At 65.7% G+C, this 20,356-nt stretch carries 20 protein-coding genes; 12 read left to right on the top strand and 8 right to left on the bottom strand.

Going from position 1 to position 20,356, the window contains the following annotated elements; genetic code table 11:
• Positions 1 to 68: 68 nt before the first annotated feature.
• Positions 69 to 1,142: an NAD(P)H-dependent amine dehydrogenase family protein gene (locus IC40_RS0122435; protein WP_030136913.1), complete on the bottom strand. Its 1,074-nt coding sequence runs from the start codon at positions 1,140 to 1,142 to the stop codon at positions 69 to 71.
• A 79-nt stretch (positions 1,143 to 1,221) separates the two neighbouring features.
• Between IC40_RS0122435 and IC40_RS0122430 the strand changes: the two genes are divergently transcribed.
• From IC40_RS0122430 to IC40_RS0122420, 3 genes are read left to right on the top strand one after another with little or no spacing between them, the layout of a single operon-like run.
• Positions 1,222 to 1,893, top strand: coding sequence for a TetR/AcrR family transcriptional regulator C-terminal domain-containing protein (locus IC40_RS0122430; protein WP_030136912.1), 672 nt, complete (start codon positions 1,222 to 1,224; stop codon positions 1,891 to 1,893).
• 29 nt (positions 1,894 to 1,922) lie between these two features.
• Positions 1,923 to 2,165: a hypothetical protein gene (locus IC40_RS0122425; protein ID WP_030136911.1), complete on the top strand. Its 243-nt coding sequence runs from the start codon at positions 1,923 to 1,925 to the stop codon at positions 2,163 to 2,165.
• An 8-nt stretch (positions 2,166 to 2,173) separates the two neighbouring features.
• Positions 2,174 to 2,845 carry an alpha/beta hydrolase family protein gene (locus IC40_RS0122420; protein ID WP_030136910.1) on the top strand — a complete coding sequence of 224 codons (672 nt, stop codon included), beginning with the start codon at positions 2,174 to 2,176 and terminating at the stop codon, positions 2,843 to 2,845.
• Between the two features lie 15 nt (positions 2,846 to 2,860).
• On the opposite strand, the gene IC40_RS0122415 is transcribed toward IC40_RS0122420, so the two are convergent.
• Positions 2,861 to 4,279, bottom strand: a complete 1,419-nt coding sequence (locus IC40_RS0122415; RefSeq protein WP_030136909.1) for a DHA2 family efflux MFS transporter permease subunit — start codon at positions 4,277 to 4,279, stop codon at positions 2,861 to 2,863.
• Between the two features lie 143 nt (positions 4,280 to 4,422).
• Complete coding sequence (locus IC40_RS0122410; RefSeq protein WP_030136908.1) at positions 4,423 to 5,562, bottom strand: hypothetical protein; 1,140 nt, start codon at positions 5,560 to 5,562, stop codon at positions 4,423 to 4,425.
• Positions 5,563 to 5,627: 65 nt separating this feature from the next.
• On the opposite strand from IC40_RS0122410, the gene IC40_RS0122405 reads away from it, so the two are divergent.
• A complete protein-coding gene (locus IC40_RS0122405) occupies positions 5,628 to 6,281 on the top strand; it encodes a L,D-transpeptidase family protein (RefSeq protein ID WP_030136907.1) in 654 nt (217 codons plus the stop codon).
• Positions 6,282 to 6,295: 14 nt separating this feature from the next.
• Here the strand turns inward: IC40_RS0122405 and IC40_RS0122400 are convergent, their stop codons facing one another.
• Positions 6,296 to 7,249: a TIGR03557 family F420-dependent LLM class oxidoreductase gene (locus IC40_RS0122400; RefSeq protein ID WP_030136906.1), complete on the bottom strand. Its 954-nt coding sequence runs from the start codon at positions 7,247 to 7,249 to the stop codon at positions 6,296 to 6,298.
• 83 nt (positions 7,250 to 7,332) lie between these two features.
• Between IC40_RS0122400 and IC40_RS26965 the strand changes: the two genes are divergently transcribed.
• Entirely contained in the window at positions 7,333 to 7,782 is a 450-nt protein-coding gene (locus IC40_RS26965; RefSeq protein WP_051644417.1) for a hypothetical protein, read from the top strand.
• On the opposite strand, the gene IC40_RS0122390 is transcribed toward IC40_RS26965, so the two are convergent.
• The 3 genes from IC40_RS0122390 to IC40_RS0122380 all read right to left on the bottom strand — a co-directional run bounded on the left by IC40_RS0122390 (position 7,767) and on the right by IC40_RS0122380 (position 12,347).
• Positions 7,767 to 9,194 (bottom strand): APC family permease, encoded by a 1,428-nt coding sequence (locus tag IC40_RS0122390; protein ID WP_042509520.1) that lies wholly within the window; start codon positions 9,192 to 9,194, stop codon positions 7,767 to 7,769. The two genes, IC40_RS26965 and IC40_RS0122390, sit on opposite strands and share 16 nt — an antisense overlap.
• Before the next feature lie 296 nt (positions 9,195 to 9,490).
• Entirely contained in the window at positions 9,491 to 10,948 is a 1,458-nt protein-coding gene (locus IC40_RS0122385) for an aminobutyraldehyde dehydrogenase (protein ID WP_030136903.1), read from the bottom strand.
• Positions 10,949 to 10,958: 10 nt separating this feature from the next.
• Positions 10,959 to 12,347, bottom strand: coding sequence for an NAD(P)/FAD-dependent oxidoreductase (locus tag IC40_RS0122380; protein ID WP_030136902.1), 1,389 nt, complete (start codon positions 12,345 to 12,347; stop codon positions 10,959 to 10,961).
• Positions 12,348 to 12,528: 181 nt separating this feature from the next.
• On the opposite strand from IC40_RS0122380, the gene IC40_RS0122375 reads away from it, so the two are divergent.
• From IC40_RS0122375 to IC40_RS0122360, 4 genes are read left to right on the top strand one after another with little or no spacing between them, the layout of a single operon-like run.
• Positions 12,529 to 13,158: a TetR/AcrR family transcriptional regulator gene (locus IC40_RS0122375; RefSeq protein ID WP_030136901.1), complete on the top strand. Its 630-nt coding sequence runs from the start codon at positions 12,529 to 12,531 to the stop codon at positions 13,156 to 13,158.
• Positions 13,155 to 14,459 carry a glycosyltransferase gene (locus IC40_RS0122370; protein WP_030136900.1) on the top strand — a complete coding sequence of 435 codons (1,305 nt, stop codon included), beginning with the start codon at positions 13,155 to 13,157 and terminating at the stop codon, positions 14,457 to 14,459. Before IC40_RS0122375 ends, IC40_RS0122370 begins: the two co-directional genes overlap by 4 nt.
• Before the next feature lie 2 nt (positions 14,460 to 14,461).
• Positions 14,462 to 15,685, top strand: a complete 1,224-nt coding sequence (locus IC40_RS0122365) for a glucosamine kinase (protein WP_030136899.1) — start codon at positions 14,462 to 14,464, stop codon at positions 15,683 to 15,685.
• Positions 15,682 to 16,647, top strand: a complete 966-nt coding sequence (locus IC40_RS0122360) for an SIS domain-containing protein (RefSeq protein WP_030136898.1) — start codon at positions 15,682 to 15,684, stop codon at positions 16,645 to 16,647. Before IC40_RS0122365 ends, IC40_RS0122360 begins: the two co-directional genes overlap by 4 nt.
• Here IC40_RS0122360 and IC40_RS0122355 read toward each other — a convergent pair.
• On the bottom strand, positions 16,554 to 17,297 hold the full coding sequence (locus IC40_RS0122355; RefSeq protein WP_081843521.1) for a TetR/AcrR family transcriptional regulator: 744 nt from the start codon (positions 17,295 to 17,297) through the stop codon (positions 16,554 to 16,556). The two genes, IC40_RS0122360 and IC40_RS0122355, sit on opposite strands and share 94 nt — an antisense overlap.
• 125 nt (positions 17,298 to 17,422) lie before the next feature.
• Between IC40_RS0122355 and IC40_RS0122350 the strand changes: the two genes are divergently transcribed.
• From IC40_RS0122350 to IC40_RS0122340, 3 genes are read left to right on the top strand one after another with little or no spacing between them, the layout of a single operon-like run.
• A complete protein-coding gene (locus IC40_RS0122350) occupies positions 17,423 to 18,109 on the top strand; it encodes a hypothetical protein (protein ID WP_030136896.1) in 687 nt (228 codons plus the stop codon).
• Positions 18,106 to 18,918 (top strand): SDR family oxidoreductase, encoded by an 813-nt coding sequence (locus tag IC40_RS0122345; RefSeq protein WP_030136895.1) that lies wholly within the window; start codon positions 18,106 to 18,108, stop codon positions 18,916 to 18,918. Before IC40_RS0122350 ends, IC40_RS0122345 begins: the two co-directional genes overlap by 4 nt.
• Positions 18,915 to 20,354, top strand: a complete 1,440-nt coding sequence (locus IC40_RS0122340) for a cytochrome P450 (protein ID WP_030136894.1) — start codon at positions 18,915 to 18,917, stop codon at positions 20,352 to 20,354. Before IC40_RS0122345 ends, IC40_RS0122340 begins: the two co-directional genes overlap by 4 nt.
• Positions 20,355 to 20,356: the final 2 nt, after the last annotated feature.

The following is a 20,356-nucleotide window of genomic DNA, read 5'->3' as shown; positions in this document are numbered from 1 at the left end:
GAATCGATTCCCAGGTTTCGGTAAGCCGAAACCTTAGAGGCGGGTGGCCTGATCGGCAAGCGTGGAGGTCAGCCCCCTGTGGGCGACACGATGCCGCGCGGCAAGGTGAGAGGAAGGTCGGCATAGGTGACGATGCCCGGGTCGGCTTCGACCACGGCGGCGATGGCATGGATGGGCGGCATCGCCGTCATGATGTGGCCGAGCACGAAGAAGTCGTCGAGCGTCTTGGCCGAGGCGATCATGTCCGGCGGCGGCAGGAACCCGACCTGCATGTTGACCGTCGGCCTGCCCTCGACGGTGATCTTCCAGCCGTCCCCGTCGATCTGCCAGTCGGGCTTGAGCGCCTGACCTTTCTTCCACCGGACGTTGACGTCGATGACGACCCTGCCCCCGACGATGCCCTGCCAACTCGCGGCGACACCGGCGACGTGACCGGCCGGGATGGTCCACGAGGCCATCGGCAGGTCCTCGGTCGTCTCGGCATACTCGGGCACACACCTGATCTCGTCGAGTTCGATGCCGATGGCGTCGGCGACCAGCTGCACCGCCTCGGCGAAAACGGCGGTGCCTTCGGCTGCCATCGGCTGCAACGCGGGATCGTCGATCGCCACCCCGAACCCGACGGGTCGTTCGGTGGCCGGGGAGTCATAGAGCGTGGTGTCCGCGGTCTCGGAGATGGTGATCTTGTCGATCCGGTCGCAGGCCGCCGCGGCGACGATCGCCAGCAGCTCGGCGAATCCGGGACTCACCCCGGAACCGAACAGGGTGGATCCACCCTTGCGGCAGGCTTCCTGCAGACGCGCCCGGCCCTCGCCGAGGTTGTGGCCGGTGATGAAGGATGCCGAGGCGACGATATTGACACCGGCCGAGAGGATTCGGACCAGTTCATCGATGTCGATCCACATCGGGTTGTATACGACGCAGTCGGGTTCGAGCGCCAGCAACGCATCGACGTCGTCGGTCGCCGCGACGCCGATCGGGTCGATCCCGACCAGCTCGCCGGCATCCCGACCGACCTTGTCCGGCGACCAGGCGTAGAGCCCTACGAGCTCGTAATTGGGGTTGGCGTGCAGCGCCTGCACCGAGCTCTTACCGACATTTCCCGTCGTCCACTGGACGACCCGATAGGGGGTGTTTGGCATTCGCTCAGCATAGGGAGCCACCGCCGCACCCGGGACAGTTTTTACCGACTGGCGAAAATTAGTGGTTAGGCTGCCAGCCATGGCAGGCCACAGCAACGCCGGCGTCCCACATCGGACCCGCGGTCGCCCGGCGAAGATCAGTCGCGCGCAGATCGTGGCCGCCACCCGGCAGATCGCGCCGCAGGACCTGAGCATGCAGACCGTCGCCGACGCGCTCGGCGTCAGCCGCAAGGCGCTGCACTACTACGTCGGCGATCGGCAGGGCCTGCTGTCACTGGTGGTCACCGACCGGTTCGACACCGAGCTGGCCGGCGTGCGATTGCCCACCGATACCGACTGGCCGACGGTGATGCGCAGCTATGCACGCTCCTTCCGCGCGGGGCTGATCCAGATCGGCATCGCCGTCGAACACACCTCCCTGCGCGGCGCCGACGCTGCCGCCGCGCTGGGACTGGCCGAACGGGTGATCGCCGTGCTGCTCGACGCGGGCTTCGCCGCGGTCGATGCGCGACGGGCGCTGACCGCGATCGCCGGTATCGCCCAGACCGGCGCCGCGAACGCGCTGCAGGCATCCGCCGGCCAGCACGATTATGGCGCCGAAACCCGGGATGCGCTCGATACCGCTGCCGCGAAGGAGTATCCGGCCCTGCGATCGGCGCTGGACGGTCCGGCACCGACACCACTGGACCAGTTCGAATTCGAACTGGAGGTGATGATCGCGGGGATGGCGGCGTTGTTGCCGCGGGTTTAGTACGGCCGTTTTCGGGCTACCACGCCAGCATGGCTGACACTCCGACCGACGGCATCATCGATGACGTGGCGCCCGGCGACATCGTCTCGCTGGACGACCGCGCCGGCGCCCACAAGGTGGTGCACAAGGAAGAGGTGAAGGCCGGCTACCTGGTCACCTTCGAGGCCGACGACGGTGAGACGTTTCAGCTTGAGCTGGCCGCCGGAACCCCGGCACAGCGGGCATTGGAATCGAAATGGGAATCCACCCAGAGCCCGACCCCGCATTCGTGAGCCGGCCGATGCGCACCGTGGAGTACGCCCCGGGCCGGGCGGCCGACGTCTACGGCACCCCGGGCCCGGCCACCGCGTTGCTGTGGCACGGAACGCAGACCGATTCCCGGTCGGCCGTCCGACCGCTGGCCGAAGTTCTCGCCGAGCGCGGCCTCGCCGTCATCGCCGCCGACTGGGACTCCCATGCCCCCGATGCGGGACGCTCCGATCTCCTGGCATCGGCACGGTTCGGTGCGCAACAGGCAGCAGGAAGCGACCTCACGGTGATCGGTTGGTCGCTGGGCGGTGTGGCCGCAGCAGGCCTCACCTTGCGTGCTTCGGAACTCGATATCGCAGTGGGCCATACCGTGTGTCTCGGAGGCGCGTTCTGGGCAGACGACCCGATCTCCGGCGGAGTCGTGCAGTCCGGAGTTCCGGCGGGAACCACACCCACCCCGTTCACCTTGCTCACCGGAGACGCAGATGCCGTGGTGCCGGCGTCGGCGTCGATCGAGTTCGCGGCGGAGTTGCGGGTCATCGGCTGGCCCGCAGAGGTGATCGAGGTGGCCGCCGACCACGGGTCGATCGCCGGCGCGCGCTACCTCGCCGACGATGACCGATACGAGGCCGCCGACGACCCGCAAACCCATGCCGTCGTCGAAACAGTCGCCGAGATCATCATGACCCGGTTCGGGAGTTGAGCGGCGGCACGCATATCAGTGCACCGGGGTGCCGCCGGCCTGACTCGGCTGCGCGGCGGTGAAGAACGCCCCCACCACCGCGACCGCACCGATGACGGCCGCCGCCACGAACGCGGCGTGCACACCCGGCATGTCCGGGGCGCCACCCGAGGTGGACGCCTTGGCCATGACCGTCACGAACAGGGCGGTACCGGCGGCGCCCGCCACTTGCTGCAGCGTGGTCATGATGGCGCTGCCGTGCGAATAGAGCCGATCCGGTAGCACGCCGAGCGCGTCCGTCATCAGCGGTGTGAACATCATTGCCAGGCCGACCATCATGATCGTCTGCAGCACAACGAGTTCCCAGAGGGGTGTGGCGGCCGACATCAGCGCGAAGCCGCACAGTGCCAGGAACAACATGATCGAGCCCGGCACCACCAGCCTGCGCGCTCCGTGACGGTCGTACACCCGCCCGACCAGTGGTCCAGCCATCCCCATCAACAGACCGCCGGGCAGGCTCGTCAGCCCCGCCACCAGAGCACTGCGTCCCAGCACATCCTGGACGTACAGCGGGATCATGATGATGGCGCCGAAGAGGCCCATGAAACCGATGACCACCAAACCCACCGATATTGCGAACCGTCGGTACGTGAAAGGCGTCAGATCCAGGAATGCGCGCTGCACGCGTTGCAACTGCAGCTGACGCGCACCGAAGGCGAGCATGGCGACCGTTCCCACCACCAATGGGATCCATGCCGGCACGCCCTGCCCACCGTGGCCGCCGAGTTCGGAGAGTCCGAAGACCAAGCCGGCGAACGCAATCGCCGACAGCGGCACCGACACTGCGTCGATCGGGGTGTGCTGTTCCCGATCGTCGGCGACGCGCAACCACGCCAGACCTGCAGCGAATGCGAGCAGGGCGATGGGCAACACGATCCAGAACGTCCACCGCCAGTTGAGCGATCCGAGGATGATGCCCGACAGTGTCGGCCCGATCGCGGGGGCGACCGCGATCACGATCGAGATGGTGCCCATGGTCTGCCCACGCCGCTCGGCGGGGATCAGTTTCATGACCGTCGTCATCAACAGCGGCACCATCACGGCGGTGCCGCAGGCCTGGACGATACGACCGGCCAACAGAGCCGGAAATCCCGGAGCCATGGCAGCGATCAAGGTGCCGCCACTGAACAGCGACATCGCAGAGGTGAAGATGGTACGTACCGAGAAGCGTTGCAGCAGTGAGCCGGACATGGGGATGACGACCGCCATGGTCAACAGGAAACCGCTTGTCAACCATTGGGCGGTACGAGCCGCGATGTCCAAGTCGACGATCAGCACCGGCAACGCGACGCTCATGATCGTCTCGTTGAGGATCATGACGAAGGCGGAGAACACCAGCAACGCGATGATGACCGCCGCGCTCGGCGGGGCTTTCGGCAGCGTTTCGGTACGCACGATGGGCCCGGTACTCAATTCGATCTCCCTGGATTACCGCGCACGCGCGATGCGGTGCGGCCTTCCAGGGTAGGCGCGCAGGCATCGGTCGGGAAATTGATTATCCGGCCCTTGCTGTGGAGCGTCGAATTCGGTGCGGATCGTCAGCCCGAGACGGCCCGGTAACGGTGTCGGGCAGCGACCGCCAGCTCCATATCCGCCAGCAGCGGGTCGAGGAAATCCCGGCGATACTCACTGTCACCGACCGCCCGTGCGCTGACATACATGAACGTGAGAGCCGTCAACAATGCCGTGACGTGCAGGTGCGCAACCGACACCGGTAACGTCACATCGAACCAGACGCTCTGCGTGCCGGCACCGCCTGTCAGCTTCTCCGACACCACGGGATTCAACACGATCAAGCCCATGGCGAAGAACACCGCACCGGTGATCGCAGCGAGGATCACCATCTGCGTCACCTGTGAGATGGTGGCCACCAGAAGGAGATTGGCGCGCTCGCCCCGACTCAGCGGGCCGCTTTCCGCAACCTGTGGCATCGTCGCAAACGGCGTATCGGCCAACCCTTCGTGCCCGGTCGAACCGTCCGCCGCGCGCAGGTGGTCGCTGATGCCCGAGACGAGGAACCCCATCGCGATCAATGCCAGGAAACCCACGAGCAGTGCCATCCGCGGCGCACCCAGATTCGAAGCGATGGCCCAGACGACCGAGTTGAAGAACACGAGCACCGTGAGCAGCACCACCGGCAACGCTCGGACGACGAGTCGTCCCGCCGAACGGAGCTGGCCCACCGCCACGCGGGCCGACCAGCCCAGGATCGATCCCACACCGGTCCCGGTGACAATCAGAATGCCCGCAACCACCGACAGGTCGACCGCGATATCCCGCAGTACACCGGCCACATCGTCACCTGGCCAATCCGAGCAGACACCGACCACCACCGCGCCGGCCGAGGCGAGCCACCGACCGCCGGTGCTGTTGATCCGGCCGGCACCATATCCGGCCAGCGCCATCGCGATCGGGATGAAGACGAGCACGCCCAAAGCCGTCCACTGCGACATCGTCGGGTCGTCATCGATGTCGATATCCTGGTCACCCGAGGCGATGGTCACGACCAGACTCAGGAGCATCAGCACGGCCCACGCGGTCAACGCGGGGGCCGACCGCGGCAGGACACCCCGCCACCGAGCCCGCGCCGGCACCGCCGATGGGAGGCCCCGATGCAGAAACCAGGCGTCGGCTGCCCGCGTTGCGTCGGCGCTCGGTGTCGTCCCGGATGTCGGCATGGGTGCAAAGCTATCCGGCCGGACACGCACAATGGCGCGAAGGATCCAGGAGAGGACATCACGGTATGGGCAAGGAACTGCGACGACTGGCATCCTGCGCCGCGCTCGTGCTGCTGGGAGTGGTGGCCGCCCCGACCGCGTCGGCCCAGCCGACACAGTCCCAGCTGATCACGGTGCAAGCACCGAGTGCGGACTCGCCGGTCGGGACGCTCACCGCCTATGAGATGGTCGGCCGCGACTGGCAGCAGGTGATCGGACCGATACCGGCCGATCTCGGGGAACTGGGCGTGGGTGAGCCTCAGGATGACGTCTTCCGCACTCCGCTGGGCACCTTCCCGCTCGGGATGGCGTTCGGGCGCGAACCAGATCCGGGCACCGCACTGCCGTACACCCGCGTGGACGACCAGGACTGGTGGGATGAGGACGTCGACTCCCCCACCTACAACACCCTTGTGCGCTCACCGACCATGCCGTCCAAGGACGCGGAGAACCTGGGCTCTTCGGGCGCGATGTATGACTACGCCGTGCTGATCGACCACAATCCCGCCCGGATCCCGGGCCGGTCGGCCGGCATCTTTCTGCATGTGACCGACGGCGAGCCCACCTGGGGCTGTATCGCCGTGGCTCGCGCCGATATGCGGGCCCTGCTGCAGTGGCTCGATCCGGCGGCGTCGCCGCGCATCACCATCGGCATCGGCGATCAGGCTCTGCCCGCCTGATAGCCGATGCCCCCTCACCGCAGCTGGGGTAGAACATCGCGCTGCCAGGCCGCGAAGAAACCGTCCATATCCGGACCGATCTGTGAGACGTAGACCTCGTCGATGTCCGCATCGAGGTATTGACGGACCTGCGCGGCGTGCTGATCCGGATTCGGCCCACAGGCCACCGAATCGGCGATCTCGGATTTGGGCACCAGCTGTTGCAGCGCAGCGAAATCCTTTGGTCGCGGGAGGATCTGCGCCGTCTGACCGGGCAGCCCCTGGTTTCCCCAGATCCGGTGCGCGGTGTCGACCGCCATATCGGCGTTTCGATCCCAGCACACTTTGGTGCCCGCCTGTACCGGCTTGTCACCACCCCCTGATTCGCGAAAGATCTTGACCAGGTCCGCTTCGGGTGTCACCAGTACGTAGCCGTCACCGATGCGGCCTGCCAATTCGGCGGCCTGCGGACCGAATCCGGACACGTAGATCGGCAGCGGTTGTTCCGGACGGGTGTAGATGCGCGCCTCCTGCACTTCGTAGTGCACGCCGTGGTGGCTGACCTCGTCACCGCCGAGGAGCAAGCGGATCACCTCGAGGGATTCTTCAAGCATCTCCAACCGCACACCGACCGAAGGCCACGGGTCACCGAGGATGTGTTCGTTGAGAGCCTCGCCGCTGCCGACACCGAGCACGAACTTGCCGTCGAGTTGTACCGCGGCGGTGGCCGCCGCCTGGGCGATGATCGCGGGATGGATCCGCATGGTCGGGCATGTCACTGCGGTCGACACCGGCAATGAGGTGGCCTCCGACAATGCGCCGATGACACCCCAGACGAACGAACTCTGGCCCTGTTCGTCGTTCCACGGATGAAAATGATCCGAGATCCAGAGTGCCTCGAAACCCGCGTCCTCGGCACGTTTTGCCTGGTCAACAAGCTCTTTAGGGGTGAACTGCTCGCTGGAGAGGAAGTACCCGATCTTTGCCATGGCGCAGGACTACCCCGCCGTGCCGCGTTTACTCGCCACGCAGCTCCGGGTAACCCGCGGTCAACCGGAGGAGGTCAACAGACATGCGACAGGGAAAGCACGCGCAGCGCACGCCGCGCAGCACAGCCATCAGCCTGGCGATCTCCTTCGTCGTTGCGTTCGCTGCGGTGGCCACCGCGTTGGTGATGCACGCGATGGGCACGCAGCAATCGCCGCCGCTCGCACCGGCTCCCAGCCCGGTGGCCCACGCTGTCCAACCCGTGATTCAGGAGGGCCGACTGATCGCCGTATCGCCGACGTCGCTGACGGCCATGGGCTCCGACGGAGTGGCACGTACCTTCCGCGTCGATGATCAAACCCACGGGATCACCGCCCACGGAAGTCAGGTCGGTCAGACCGCCGCGGCGTTCGCGGTGAACGATGAGGTGTCGATCGTGGGAGTTGCCCGCGGCGACGAGAAGATCGCCACCACAGTCGTCCATCGTGAGGCCACGAACCTCAACGGTCCGCCGATGGATTACGCGCTGCCGTGATCGGCGTCGGCGGACACCCGAGCTTGACGCTGCACGAACCACCAGAGCACGACGCCGCCGGCCAGAATCGACACTGCGATACCCAACTCCAGCACGCCACCGTATCCGGTGATGGAGAATCCCGTGGCGCCCACCACCAGCAGCACGGAGAGCAGCGCGGACAGTCCGACCGACAGCGGCACGAAGATGCGCGGTAGACGAATGGGCCTGGCCGCCTCTGGACGGTCCTTGCGGAGCAGCGCGAAGCCCGCCAGCGCCAGCACGTGCGCCAGGATGTAGCCCAGGTTGCCGGTCACGATGATGGCCAAGGGTTGCTGAAGCACCACGAGCAGAACGATATTGAGCACCAGCATCACATTCAGCGCTCGCACCGGTACACCGCGACTGTTGAGCTTGCCCATCGCCCGAACCGTGATGCCCTCCTTGCCCATGTTGAACAGCACCCGTGAGGCGTCGGCGACCGAGGTCAACATCACCAGCACCAGGGATGCGATGAGGCACAACACCATCACGTCCGCACCGGCACCGGTCAATTGCGAGAAGCTGGCGACGAAGAATGTCGAGGGGTCTTCAGCGATAGCCTGCTCTCCTGCGAATCCACCGAGGGTCAGAGGAACCAGAAAGAACACCCCGAGGCAGAACAGCGCGGAGGCGCGAATCGCGCGGGCGGTGTCCCGGACGGGATCTCGGTACTCGGAAGCGAACGTGGCGCACACCTCGATGCCCAGTGTCGTCCATGCCATCACGTACAGCCATACGATCGCGGTGTGTAGACCGGCCCACCCGTGCAGATTCCAGGTGAGGTCCATCGGTGCCCAGTCGGCACTGAACAGCGGGAGTATGACGAATACCGCCAGTGGAACCATCAGGATGGCCGCTGTCACGTAGACGAAGGCCATCGTGACCCGTACTCCGATGATGTTGATCCCGTACAGGGCGAAGATGACGACCAGCCCGATGACGATCGGGAAGCTCAGGTGCAGCGGTCCGAAGTCCATCGACCACTGTTGGTCCGGGAACCACTGTGATTGCACGAGCAGACCGGTGAACGAGCCGTAGGTGGCAAGGTTCGACCCCCAGGGCAACCAGTAACCCACACCCGCCAACGGGGCGAACCACGGCACCCGTTTCTTCCATGCTTCGGCGGCATATCCCGAGATACCACCGGACGCATCGGGGAACATCGCCGCCAATTCGATGTAGATCCAGTTCACTGCCATCGAAATCGCCATCGATACCGCCCACAACACCGCCGCACCCCAACCGCCCAAGCCGGCTATCGACGCGCCCAAGGTGGCCACGAGTGCCGCGGGCATCGTCATCGCCATCGCGAAACCGTCGAACCATCGCATCTTCCGCGGCAGCACTTCATCCACCGAATGCAGTGCAGCGGGATCATTCCTGGTCGCCATGCGATCCTCCAGTGTTCTCACGAACGATTGCCCGACAGTCGCGCCGGGTGTATCGAGCAGGTGCGGCCCAGAGACGGCCATCTTCGGGTATCACCTTGTTCCGGAGTTGTTCTCACGGATCTTTGGTGCGGTTCACACGCTAGACCCACACGGCGGTCACCGCATCTGATAGACGAAAAATATTTGTTATCAACGATTCTGGGATCTTCTTGACACACACGACGACGCTCCGGCCCGTCTACTAGGACGCCCCGGAGCTGTCATCTACCGATATCAGTACTGCAGCACAGCGCTTTTCACGACGGTCGGAACGAGTCGTGCGCAGCACGAGGCGCGTGTTTGACCATGATGTGCCTGGCCACCGTGTACTCGTTGACCGCCGCCTGGCTCATGTCCTTGCCGAAACCGCTGGCCTTCACACCGCCGTGTGGCGCCTCCGAAGCGATCGGGAGGTGATCATTGACCCACGTGACACCGGCATCGATGGAATGTGCGACACGCAAAGCCCGCGCAACATCGGTCGTCCATACCGACGACGCCAGACCGTACCGACAGTCGTTGGCCAACCGAACCGCGTCCGCCTCATCGACGAATGGCAGCCCGACGAGCACCGGACCGAACACCTCATGCTGCACGATCTCGGCAGACTGCTGCGCCCCCGTGATCAATGTGGGTGGATAGTAGGCGCCGCCTCCCCCCGGCATGACGCCACCAACCCGGACCGAGGCGCCCGCAGCAACAGCGCGTTCCACGAAATCGTGGACTCTGGACCGATGTTCGAGGCTGATCAATGGTCCGATGTCGGTGCGCGGATCGTGTGGGTCGCCGACGCGGATCCTTCCGAAGACGTCCTCAAGGCGGTTCATCAGGTCATCGAACACCGAGCGATGTGCGTAGACGCGAGTGGCGGCGGTGCAATCCTGGCCGGAGTTGTACGTGGCTCCCATGGCGATACCGTGCGCGGCCATGTCCAGATCCGCATCCTCGAAAACCAGACAGGGGGCCTTACCGCCGAGCTCAAGATGAACGCGCGCACCACGAACGGCGGCGGCCGACATCACCTGCCGACCGGCACGTGTGGATCCCGTGATCGAGATCAGGTGGACCCGTTCATCGGACACCAACGCCTGTCCGATGTCCTCACCACCGGTCACCACCTCCAGTACGCCGGGCGGCATACCGGCCGCGACGGCGAGTTCGGCGATATAGAGCGCGCTCGTCGGGGTCGTCGGTGCGGGTTTGACCACAATGGTGTTTCCTGCGGCCAGCGCAGGGCCGATCTTCCACAGCGCCATAATCATCGGAAAGTTCCACGGGGCGATGCCCACCACCGGACCGACAGGTCGGCGCACGATCATCGAGGTGTACCCGGCACTGAGCACGCCGGCTCCCGTCTCCTCCAGCGATCGGCCCGCGCCGGCGAAAAAACGCAGATTGTCCGTCCCGAATGGCAGTTCACCATCCCGGAAGACCGCCACCGGCTTGCCCGTCTCGGCCACCTCGATCGCGGTCAGCTCGTCGGCATGGGCGTCTATCAGATCAGCCCACTTCAACAGCACGCGGGCACGTTCACCGGCGGTGCGTTGCGACCAGTCACCGAATGCCTCGGCGGCCGCCGTCACCGCGGCGCCCGCTTCGTCCACGGTGGCTTCGGTGACGGTAGCGGTGGACTTACCGCTGGCGGGATCGATGAGCACGCGTCGGTGCCCGGATCCGGCCGCCCTGCGTCCTCGATGGAAAAGCCCTGTTGTCATCGCTGTCTCCTCAGCTGTTGAAGCCGACGCCGAACCGGTCGAGGGTGCGCAGAAGCATTCCCCGCGTGCCGGTTTCGTCCTCGCGTGCCAGCGCTGCGCGGGTGAGCTGCACGGCAGTCCAGCGCAGTGGCTCGGGCGGAAAGGGCACCGCGGTGCCGGTGACCGCCTTCAGTCTGGTCCGTTCGCTCACCCGGTCTGCCAACAGATCCAGCGCGACCCGGGCGCCGAATCGCGTGGAGGCCACGCCCAGGCCGGTGAAGCCGACGGCGTAGGCAAGTCTGCCGGCGTATGCAGTCCCGAAGATCGGGGTGAATCGGGTCGTCGTGTCGATCACTCCGCCCCACCGGTGGGTGAACGGAAGCGATCCCAGTTGCGGGAATGTCTGCCGGAAGTGCTGCGCCAGAAGCCGATGCGAGGCATCTCGCTGTTCGAGTCTGCTGTGCACGGCATTGCCGAAGTGATAGATCGCGTCGTAGCCGCCCCACACGATGCGGTCGTCGCGGGTCCGGCGGAAGTAGTGGAACTGATTCCCCGCATCGGTGAGCCCCTGGTTCTGCCTCCAGCCAATCGATTCCAGCTGCTCGGCGGTCAGTGGCGCCGTGGCGAGCACATAGTCGTAGACCGGAAGAACCCAGGCACGCAGTCGCCGCAACAGCGGCGGATACGCATTGGAGGCAAGCAAGACCTGCGACGTGTCGACACGTCCGCGGGGGCAATGCACGGTCAATCCGGCGCCCGACCGCTCGATACCGGTCGCTGCGGATCGCTCGAAGACGGCCGCACCGAGTGTTTCCGCGATCCTACGCAGGCCCTGGGTCAAGGCCATCGGGTCGACCAGTCCGCCACCGGAGATCCGCAGCCCCCCGACGAAGACCGGTGAGTGGACGTCGGCGCGCACCTCGTCGCGGTCGAGGAAGCACACGTCTTCACCGCGCCGGGTGTACGTCGGCACGGCTGCACGAAGTGTCTCCGCGTCGCGGACGGTCCTGGCCAGCGTCGTCTTGCCCACCATGCGCAGATCAGCGTCGACATCGTGGTGCTGGAGCAGCTCCGCGATCTGTTCGACGTTCTGGCGGCCGAGGCGTTGCAGCTCGTCGAGTTCGTCGGGCCACATCGCCTCACCGTGGGCGATGCCATGGGTCAGGGATTCGGAGATGAAACCACCGTTACGGCCGGAGGCACCCGCCCCGATCCAATCCTGTTCGAGCAGGACAACACGGCGGTCGGGATGCTCGGTGAGCGCTTCGATGGCCGCCCAGAGCCCGGTGTATCCGCCACCGATGATCACCAGGTCGGCACGCTGCCGACCGATCAGCGGTTCGCTGCGTGGGCCCGTATCCACGTCATCCCACCAGACGGGCCGCGGCACGGCATCGCGCAACTCGTCGGCGGGTCTCATGGTGCACTCCGGTATCTCTGATGAACGATCGGGAACATACTTGCACTGAACTTCAATGCGATCTATTCATAACATCGCACGTAGGTGGCGCTGGGTATGTAAGAACTGAGTAACTGTTCAAATTTGTATCCCACCGCTGGCGGTTATCTGGCACAGTGATGTCGACAGCGACTGAGGGGAAATGGGCGTGCCGGTAAGCCGTACAGAACGACGCGCGAAGCTGCTCAACGCGGCGCAGCGCGCCGTGATGAAACACGGTGCCGATGTGCAGCTCAACCAGGTGGCCGCCGAGGCCGGATTGACCTCCGGCGCGGTCCTCTATCACTTTCCCGACGTACAGACCCTGCTCGTCGAGGCCAACCGCGCCGGGATGGAGCGCTTCTACGACGACCGGCTCCGGGCTATCGAGGGTATTGCCGAACCAGACCGTCGATTGGTCGTCACCATCGAATCCGGTCTCCCGGTGGATTCAGACGACCCGGCGGTCAAACTCTTGTGCGAGCTCGGTGGCGCGGCCGGTCGTTACCCCACCTACGGCGTGTTGCTCACGGCGTTGTTCGATCGCCAGGTCGCCATGTATCAGGTCATCCTCGAATCCGGTGCGGCACAAGGCGCCTTCACCCTGGCCTCCCCGTCCCTGACCATCGCGCGCAACATCGTCGCCCTCGAGGACGCCTACGGCTATCGGATGGTGGCACGCCATCCCAGCCTGGATGCCGACGCCTCAACCGAGCTCATCCTCGACTACGCACGGGTGACGACCGGCCATCCCCTGCCCCGCACAGAACATGGCGAAAGGAAGAAACGATGAGCACACCCCTGACCATCATGTTCTGGCCGGAGTCCGCCTACGGGCCCACCAACCAGTGCATCGGTGTCGCAGCGAAGTTGCGGGAGCGCGGCCACCGCATCATCTTCGCCGCCGAGTCATCGTGGGCAGGGAAGATCGAAAAGTACGGATTCGTCGAAGAGTTGGTCGATCTCGCCGAGCCGAGTCCCGACGATGCCGACGCCGACGCCGGACAGTTCTGGACCGACTTCATCGCCGAGACCGCACCCGCGTTCGCCAAGCCGACCATCGAGCAGATCGAATCGTTCATCGCCCCGACGTTCCAGGCGCTGATCGACGGCGCGAAATACAGCGAGGCGCGGCTGCGAGAGATCATCGCCACCCATCAGCCCGACGTGATCGTCGAAGACAATGTCATCCTGTTCCCCGCGTTGGCCACCGCCGGCAAGCCCTTCGTCCGATTCATCTCCTGTAGTCCATTGGAGGTGCCGGGACCCGATGTGCCGCCGCCGTTTTCCGGACTTCCCAGTGACGACCCGTCGCAATGGGAGAGCTATCGCGCCGAATTCGACCGTGTCCTGCGCCCGATGTGGGCGGATTTCGATGCCTGGGTCCGCGCCCAGGGTGCCGCGCCGCTCCCCGAGCTGGAGTTCATGCCTCGCGATAATGCTGCCACCATCTACATCTATCCCGCCGAGGCCGATTATGTCGATCGTCGCGCGCTCGACGACTCCTGGACGCGCGTCGACTCCAGCATTCGAGAGACCGACGAGGCCTATGAACTTCCGCCGAGCATGGCACAGCGCCCGGAGGGCAGCGCGCTGGTCTATCTGTCGCTCGGCTCGCTGGGCGCCGCCGACGTCGCCCTGATGCAACGACTGGTCGATGTGCTGGGCGGTACGCCGCATCGCTTCATCGTCAGCAAGGGCCCGCAAGCCGACCAAATTCGGCTGGCCGACAACATGGTCGGCGAGCAGATGTTGCCGCAGACCAGGATCATCCCGCTGGTCGACGCGGTGATATCGCACGGCGGGAACAACACCACCACCGAGTCACTGCATTTCGGCAAACCGCTGATCGTCCTGCCCTTGTTCTGGGATCAGTACGAGAACGCTCAGCGTGTGGACGAGCTGAACCTCGGGGTGCGACTGGACACCTATCACTTCGCCGACGGCGACCTGGTCGACGCCCTGGACCGAATCCTGGCCGATCACAATCTACGCGAACGGGTTTCGCAGATCGGAGAGAAGATCCGCGAGCGTGACGGACTGCGAGTGGCGGCCGATGTCATCGAACGTGTCGGCCTCGAACACCGCAGCTGACCGTGATCTCGGATACCGACGATCCGCTCGACGCCCCGCTCGATCTGCTGCCCCTCGGGGATCGGCATGCGCTCGCGATCATCAGCAGCGACGGTGAGCTCTCGGCTGTTCCGGTGGTCCGCGACGGCGGGATCCGTCGTGCCAGTCCGGGTGACGGTGCGGCAGAAGCCCTGCTCGAGCTGATCGTCGGCACCGCCGGTCGCAGCTCGGCCGGCCGTTTCGAAGTGGTGTCCTGGGCCAATGGCCGGGTGCCGAATGGAGAGCGAGCGGTAGGGGTCGACCAAACCAACGAATCGGTGATCGTCGGCGATATCGCGGTGGTGAAGTGGGCCACGCATCTGGAGCGCGGACCGCATCCTGCCCCCGGACGGCTGACCGGCTTGACCGCCGCAGGTTTCACCGCGATGCCCACGCCGTGGGCGGTGCTCACCTGGACACCCGACGACGGTCCGGAAACCCTCGCCGCGACGATCACCGGATATCTTCCTGGCGCTGTCGACGGTTGGACATGGGCCGTTGACCTGTTTCTGGACGCCGCACGAACCGGCGATCACTCCGCCGTGCTGTGCACCTGCTCTTCCCTGGGAGAGGTGATCGCCGACCTGCATATCGCGTTGGCCGCGACTGTCACCGTCGCCACCGACACCGATGCGCGCCGTTGGCGCGACAGTGCGTTCGCCACCTTCGATGCCGCGCACCGGCTGGCCGATCCGCAGCTGGCGGATCTTCTCACCCGACACGCCGACACCATCGCAGCGACTCTGCAGCACCTTGCCGCTCTCACCGGTGTACCGATACTGGATGTGCACGGGGACCTGCACGTGGGTCAGATACTGCGGTCTTCGAACATGTTGCTGGTCAACGACTTCGACGGCAATCCCGTTCTCCCCCCGGACGAGCGTGTGCTACCCGCACCGGCGGCGGTCGACCTGGCCGGGATCATCCAGTCATTGACACATGTCGGCATCGTCGCGGCCCGCCGCGGCGACCTCACACCCGAGCAGTTGCGGCCGGTGGAGCTGACGGCACGCACTGCGTTGTACGAGGCCTACCTGAACAGGCTCGCCGACAACGGGCAGACCGGACTGCACATCGATGATGCGCTCATCGCCCTGCGGTTACAGCAGGTGCTGCGCGAGATCGTCTACGCAGCCCGCCACCTGCCCCGCTGGATGTATGTTCCCGATGCCGCCCTACCCGCCCTACTGCACGAGATGAGCCGATGAATCCCGATGCCTTTGCCGCCGACCTCACCCGCAAGCCGGAGGTGCTGTCCAGACTGGCCACGGCGCTGGCACAACGGAATCCGTGGGCGACGGTGATCCCGGAGGACATATCGCGTGTCGTCTTCCTCGGCATGGGGTCCTCCGCCTACGCGGCCGGCGTCGCCGCAGCACGATTGCGTGCGCGTGGCGTCTGCGCGGTTTCGGAGATAGCGTCATCCCGGCTGCTGCCGGAATGGGGCCCCGGCACCCTGGTCATTGCGACCTCGGCGTCAGGCGGATCGGTGGAAACACTGGACGCGCTCGACCGCCTGGATCCCACCGCCACGACGGTGGCGCTGACCAACACCGCCGGATCGGCCATCACCGAACGCTGCTCGGCCACTGTCGAACTCCTGGCCGAACCCGAGCTCGGCGGGGTGGCCTGCCGAAGCTTCCAGCACACGCTGGTGTTGCTGCTGGCGCTCGAATGCCAGTTGACGGGAACACCCATCGACGAGCTGACAACCACGGTGGAGATGGCGGCCCAGGCCAGCGACCACCTGCTGACCCATGAATCAGACTGGCTTCCCACAGTTTCCGAGTGCCTGTTGGGTCCGGTCGAGACACATCTCTGCGCACCGGCGCACCGACTCTCGTCCGCCCAGCAGGGGGCACTGATGTTCCGCGAGGGTCCGCGGCGGTCGGCCATCGGCTGTGAGACCGGCGATTGGAGTCACGTCGACGTGTATCGCACCAAGAACACCGATATGCGGATGCTGGTCTTCGCCGGGTCGGCATGGGAGGCCCAGCTGGCCGAGTGGACGGGCCCACGCCAGACCACCGTGGTTGCGGTGGGCGGTGCGGTGGCCACCGCGACCACCTGCGTGCGTTACCCCGGCGATGGTGTCGACGATGTCCGACTACTCACCGAGACATTGGTACCCGAGCTCGTCGCGGCCCGCGCCTGGCAGGCCTCCGTCTGATCGACACGGGCACGGGCGAACTCAGCAGCGCCATTACCGGTGATCAGCCAGAGGGTGGCCAAGCTGTCGATCAGGTCCTCGATGCTCACATCGGTGCTCCCGTCGACAAACGCCAGGATCGCGTCCGCCGTGCCACCGATGATGAAGGCTGGAGCGACACGGGCCAGCGGGTCGGACTCCAGTTCGACACTGTGCACAGTGCGCGCATGGCCGACCAGGACGGCGGTTAGACCGGCCAGAACGCTGTCTCGGTGCTGTTGCACCGCAGGGGAACTCGCCACCGAGCCCAGCAGTACGCGCGCACGGCGCGGGTCCGCCGTCAGGGTCCGTACGACCGCATTCACGGCAGCGTGAGCCTGCGTCTCCAGCGATTCGGTCAAAACGAACGCCACGGCCGCCAGGGTGGCATCACGCACCTGGGTGGCGATGTCGTCGACGGCTGCCGTGGCCACGTCATCCAGATCGGTGAAGTTTTCGTAGAAGTAGCGCTTGTTGAGTCCGGCGCCGGCGCACAGTTTGTCCACCGTGATCGCACGCCAGCCGTTCTCGGCCATGGCAGCGACGGCGGCCTCGATCAGCCGTGAGCGGCGGTGCTTACGCCTGGCGTCGGCGGTCTGCCCGGCATAGCTGCGCTGCGGGATATCGGGCACGAGGAGATCGTCGCACCCGGCAGCGCTCTGCCGCGAGCCGGCCGTTGACACCACCCCCACAGTCTGGCACGGTCTGGTACCAGAATATAAGTGGTACGACTTCGTGCCTGATTTGAGGAGAGGCCATGACCGCGTCACCCATCACCCCGAGGCAGCCGAGCCAAGCCGCACCGTCGAGCTCGTCGGTCCTCGATGACCTGCGCCTGACCGCGCAGACCACGCCCGTGCTGGCCCGTCGGCTGGGCTGGGACTACCTTCGCGACCTCGGCAACGACGGACGGTTCGATCAGCTGGCGGAACTGTTCGCCAACGGGCACGCTCCCGAGGGGCCCGATGGCCCGATGGAGGGCCTGATCATCGGCAAACTGTTCGGCATCCCGGAGGCCTATTTGGCCAATCCGCTGATGAAGATCGACCCGACCTGGCGCGGAAAGACCTTCGATATGGCAACGGGCACGGGCTTCAATCGGTTGTCCCCGCTAGGTCGGTTCTCGTTGCGCGCCGTCGCGCCGCTGTACACCGGACTGCGCCGACGCGGCGACGAAACCATCGGCTTCGAGTTCGATCACCAGATCGACACCGCCGCCATCGCACCGTTCATCAAGGTGCGGGCCCTCGACTACGGAGTCCCCGAGTACCGCAACCCCAGCGTGCGCACGTTCCCCATCAAACGCACCCGTGACGAGGTGGTCGAGCTGACGCCGGGGTTGTATCTCGGCCGCGCCCTCCTGACCCTGCCCAGCGGCGAGATCCGGCTGATTGCATACTTCGGCCTGCGTGAGTTCAGTGACGAGAAGGCCGTCCGGGCATGATCACACTCGATGGCGCAGTCTGTTGTATCACCGGCGGCGCCCGCGGCATCGGCAGAGCCACCGCAGTCGAGCTCGCCGGCCGGGGCGCGAAGGTCTGGATCGGTGATCTCGATATCGATGAGGCAGAAAAGACCGCAGCCGAGATCGGCGCCAGCGCACTGCATCTGGACGTTACCGATCCAGCCGGCGTCACCGCCTTTCACGACACCGTTGTCGCCGCTGACGGCCCGCCTGCGATGCTGGTGAACAATGCCGGGATCCAATACATGGGCGCCTTCACCGATACCCGCCTGGACCTCTACCACCGCGAGGTGGCCGTCAATCTGCTCGGACCGATCAACGGCGTACACGCCTTCCTGCCGGGCATGCTGGCGCGCAACCACGGACATATCGTCAATGTGGCATCGATGGCGGCCAAGGTGACCACCCCTGGCATGTCGGTGTACTGCGCGTCAAAGTACGGCGTCGCGGCGTTCTCGCGCGCAATCCGCGCCGAAATCGCCTCCACCGCAGTCACACTGAGTACCGTGATGCCCACCGCCGTGCACACCGAGCTGACCGCGGGCGTATCGCTGGATCTGCTGCCCACCCGCGAACCCGAGGATATCGCCATGGCCATCGCCGACAGCGCGCAACGCCCCCGCCGCGAGATCACCGTGCCGCGCTGGCTGGCCCCCATGGGCACCATCGAAGAGGCGGCACCGGAACCGGTGCTGCAGATAATGAAGCGGCTGGCCACCTTCCGGCGGCCGCCAGGGGCCTACGACCCCGATGCCCGGCGCAGCTATCTGGACAGGATCGGCCAGTGACGACCGTCCTGCCCGCCGATACCGTGGCGGCCGCCAAACTCCACCTGCAGGTTGCGGCCGCCGCGGTGACATCCCGATACCCGAGCCACGATCATGCCCTGGCCCGACCACCGGCCCGCTCCCATCTGAAACCGGTGATGGGCAACTACGGGTTTCCCGTCATCGGGCATGTCCTCAGCTCGATCGTCGAACCGCTGGAGTTCGCCCGGCGGCGCTACGATCGCTATGGCCCGGTGTCCTGGGCCGGCGGCGTCGGTTTTCGGATCGTGCAGCTGATGGGCCCCGAGGCGTTGGAAGCGGTGTGGGTCAACGCGGACAAGGCATTCTCCAGCACCCGTGGGTGGGCACCGGTGATCGGACCATTCTTCCACCGCGGGATCATGCTGCTCGATTTCGAGGAGCACCGAGACCACCGCAGGATCATGCAACAGGCGTTCACCCGGTCCGCGCTCGACGGCTATCTGAGCTTGATGCGGCCGGGGATCGCCCGCACCGTCGAAAGCTGGCCTGCCACCGAGCGCTTCCCGTTCTACGACGGAGTCAAGAAGCTGCTGCTGGACCAGGCCGCCGAGGTATTCATCGGTGCCCAACTCGGCGCGGAATCCGACCGGCTGTCCCAGGACTTCCACGACACAGTCTGCGGCGGACAGGCGTTGATCCGTGCAGACGTCCCCGGCGGGACGTGGGCGCGAGGGCTACGCGCCCGTGCACGCCTGGAGCGCTACTTCGCCACCCAGGTGTCGGCACGACGGGCGGGCGACGGCGCCGATCTGTTCTCGATGCTGTGCCGCAGTCGCAGCGCCGAGGGTGATCGCTTCAGCGACCAGGACATCGTCAACCACATGATCTTCCTGCTGATGGCCGCCCATGACACCAGTGCGATCGCGATTTCGATGCTGGTCTACGAGTTGGCACGCAACCCCGACTGGCAGCACCGGCTCCGCGAGGAGGCCTGGCATACGCCCTACGACGAACTGGGCCTGGACCAGCTGGGGCACGACCATCCCCTGTTGGACGCCGCGTTCAAAGAGATCCTTCGTATGTACGCACCGGCGGGCACCCTCTTCCGCCAGGCGGTCAAGGACACCGAGGTGGCCGGTCACTTCATCCCGCGCAAGGCGCAGGTGGCGATCAACGTCTACGCGTCGATGCGATTGGCCGACTGGTGGCCGGACCCGGACCATTTCGATCCCGATCGCTTCACCGGTGGTGCCGATTTCGCTGCCGTCGGTCGTTACGCGTTCGCACCGTTCGGCGGCGGCGTCCACAAGTGTCTGGGTCAGCAGTTCGCCGATATGAACGTCAAAGCGGTTATGCACCAGATGCTTCGGCGATTCGTGTGGACGGTACCCAATGGATACCGGCCCCGGATGACGTGGGGTACCGGCCCGACGCCCGCTGACGGATTGCCGATCGAGATGCGCCGACTGGACTGACC

This window comes from Mycolicibacterium neoaurum ATCC 25795 (assembly GCF_000691525.1).
GTDB classification, from domain to species: domain Bacteria; phylum Actinomycetota; class Actinomycetes; order Mycobacteriales; family Mycobacteriaceae; genus Mycobacterium; species Mycobacterium neoaurum.
The sequence above is the reverse complement of the archived record's forward strand: the minus strand, read 5'-3'. Positions and strand labels throughout refer to the sequence as shown.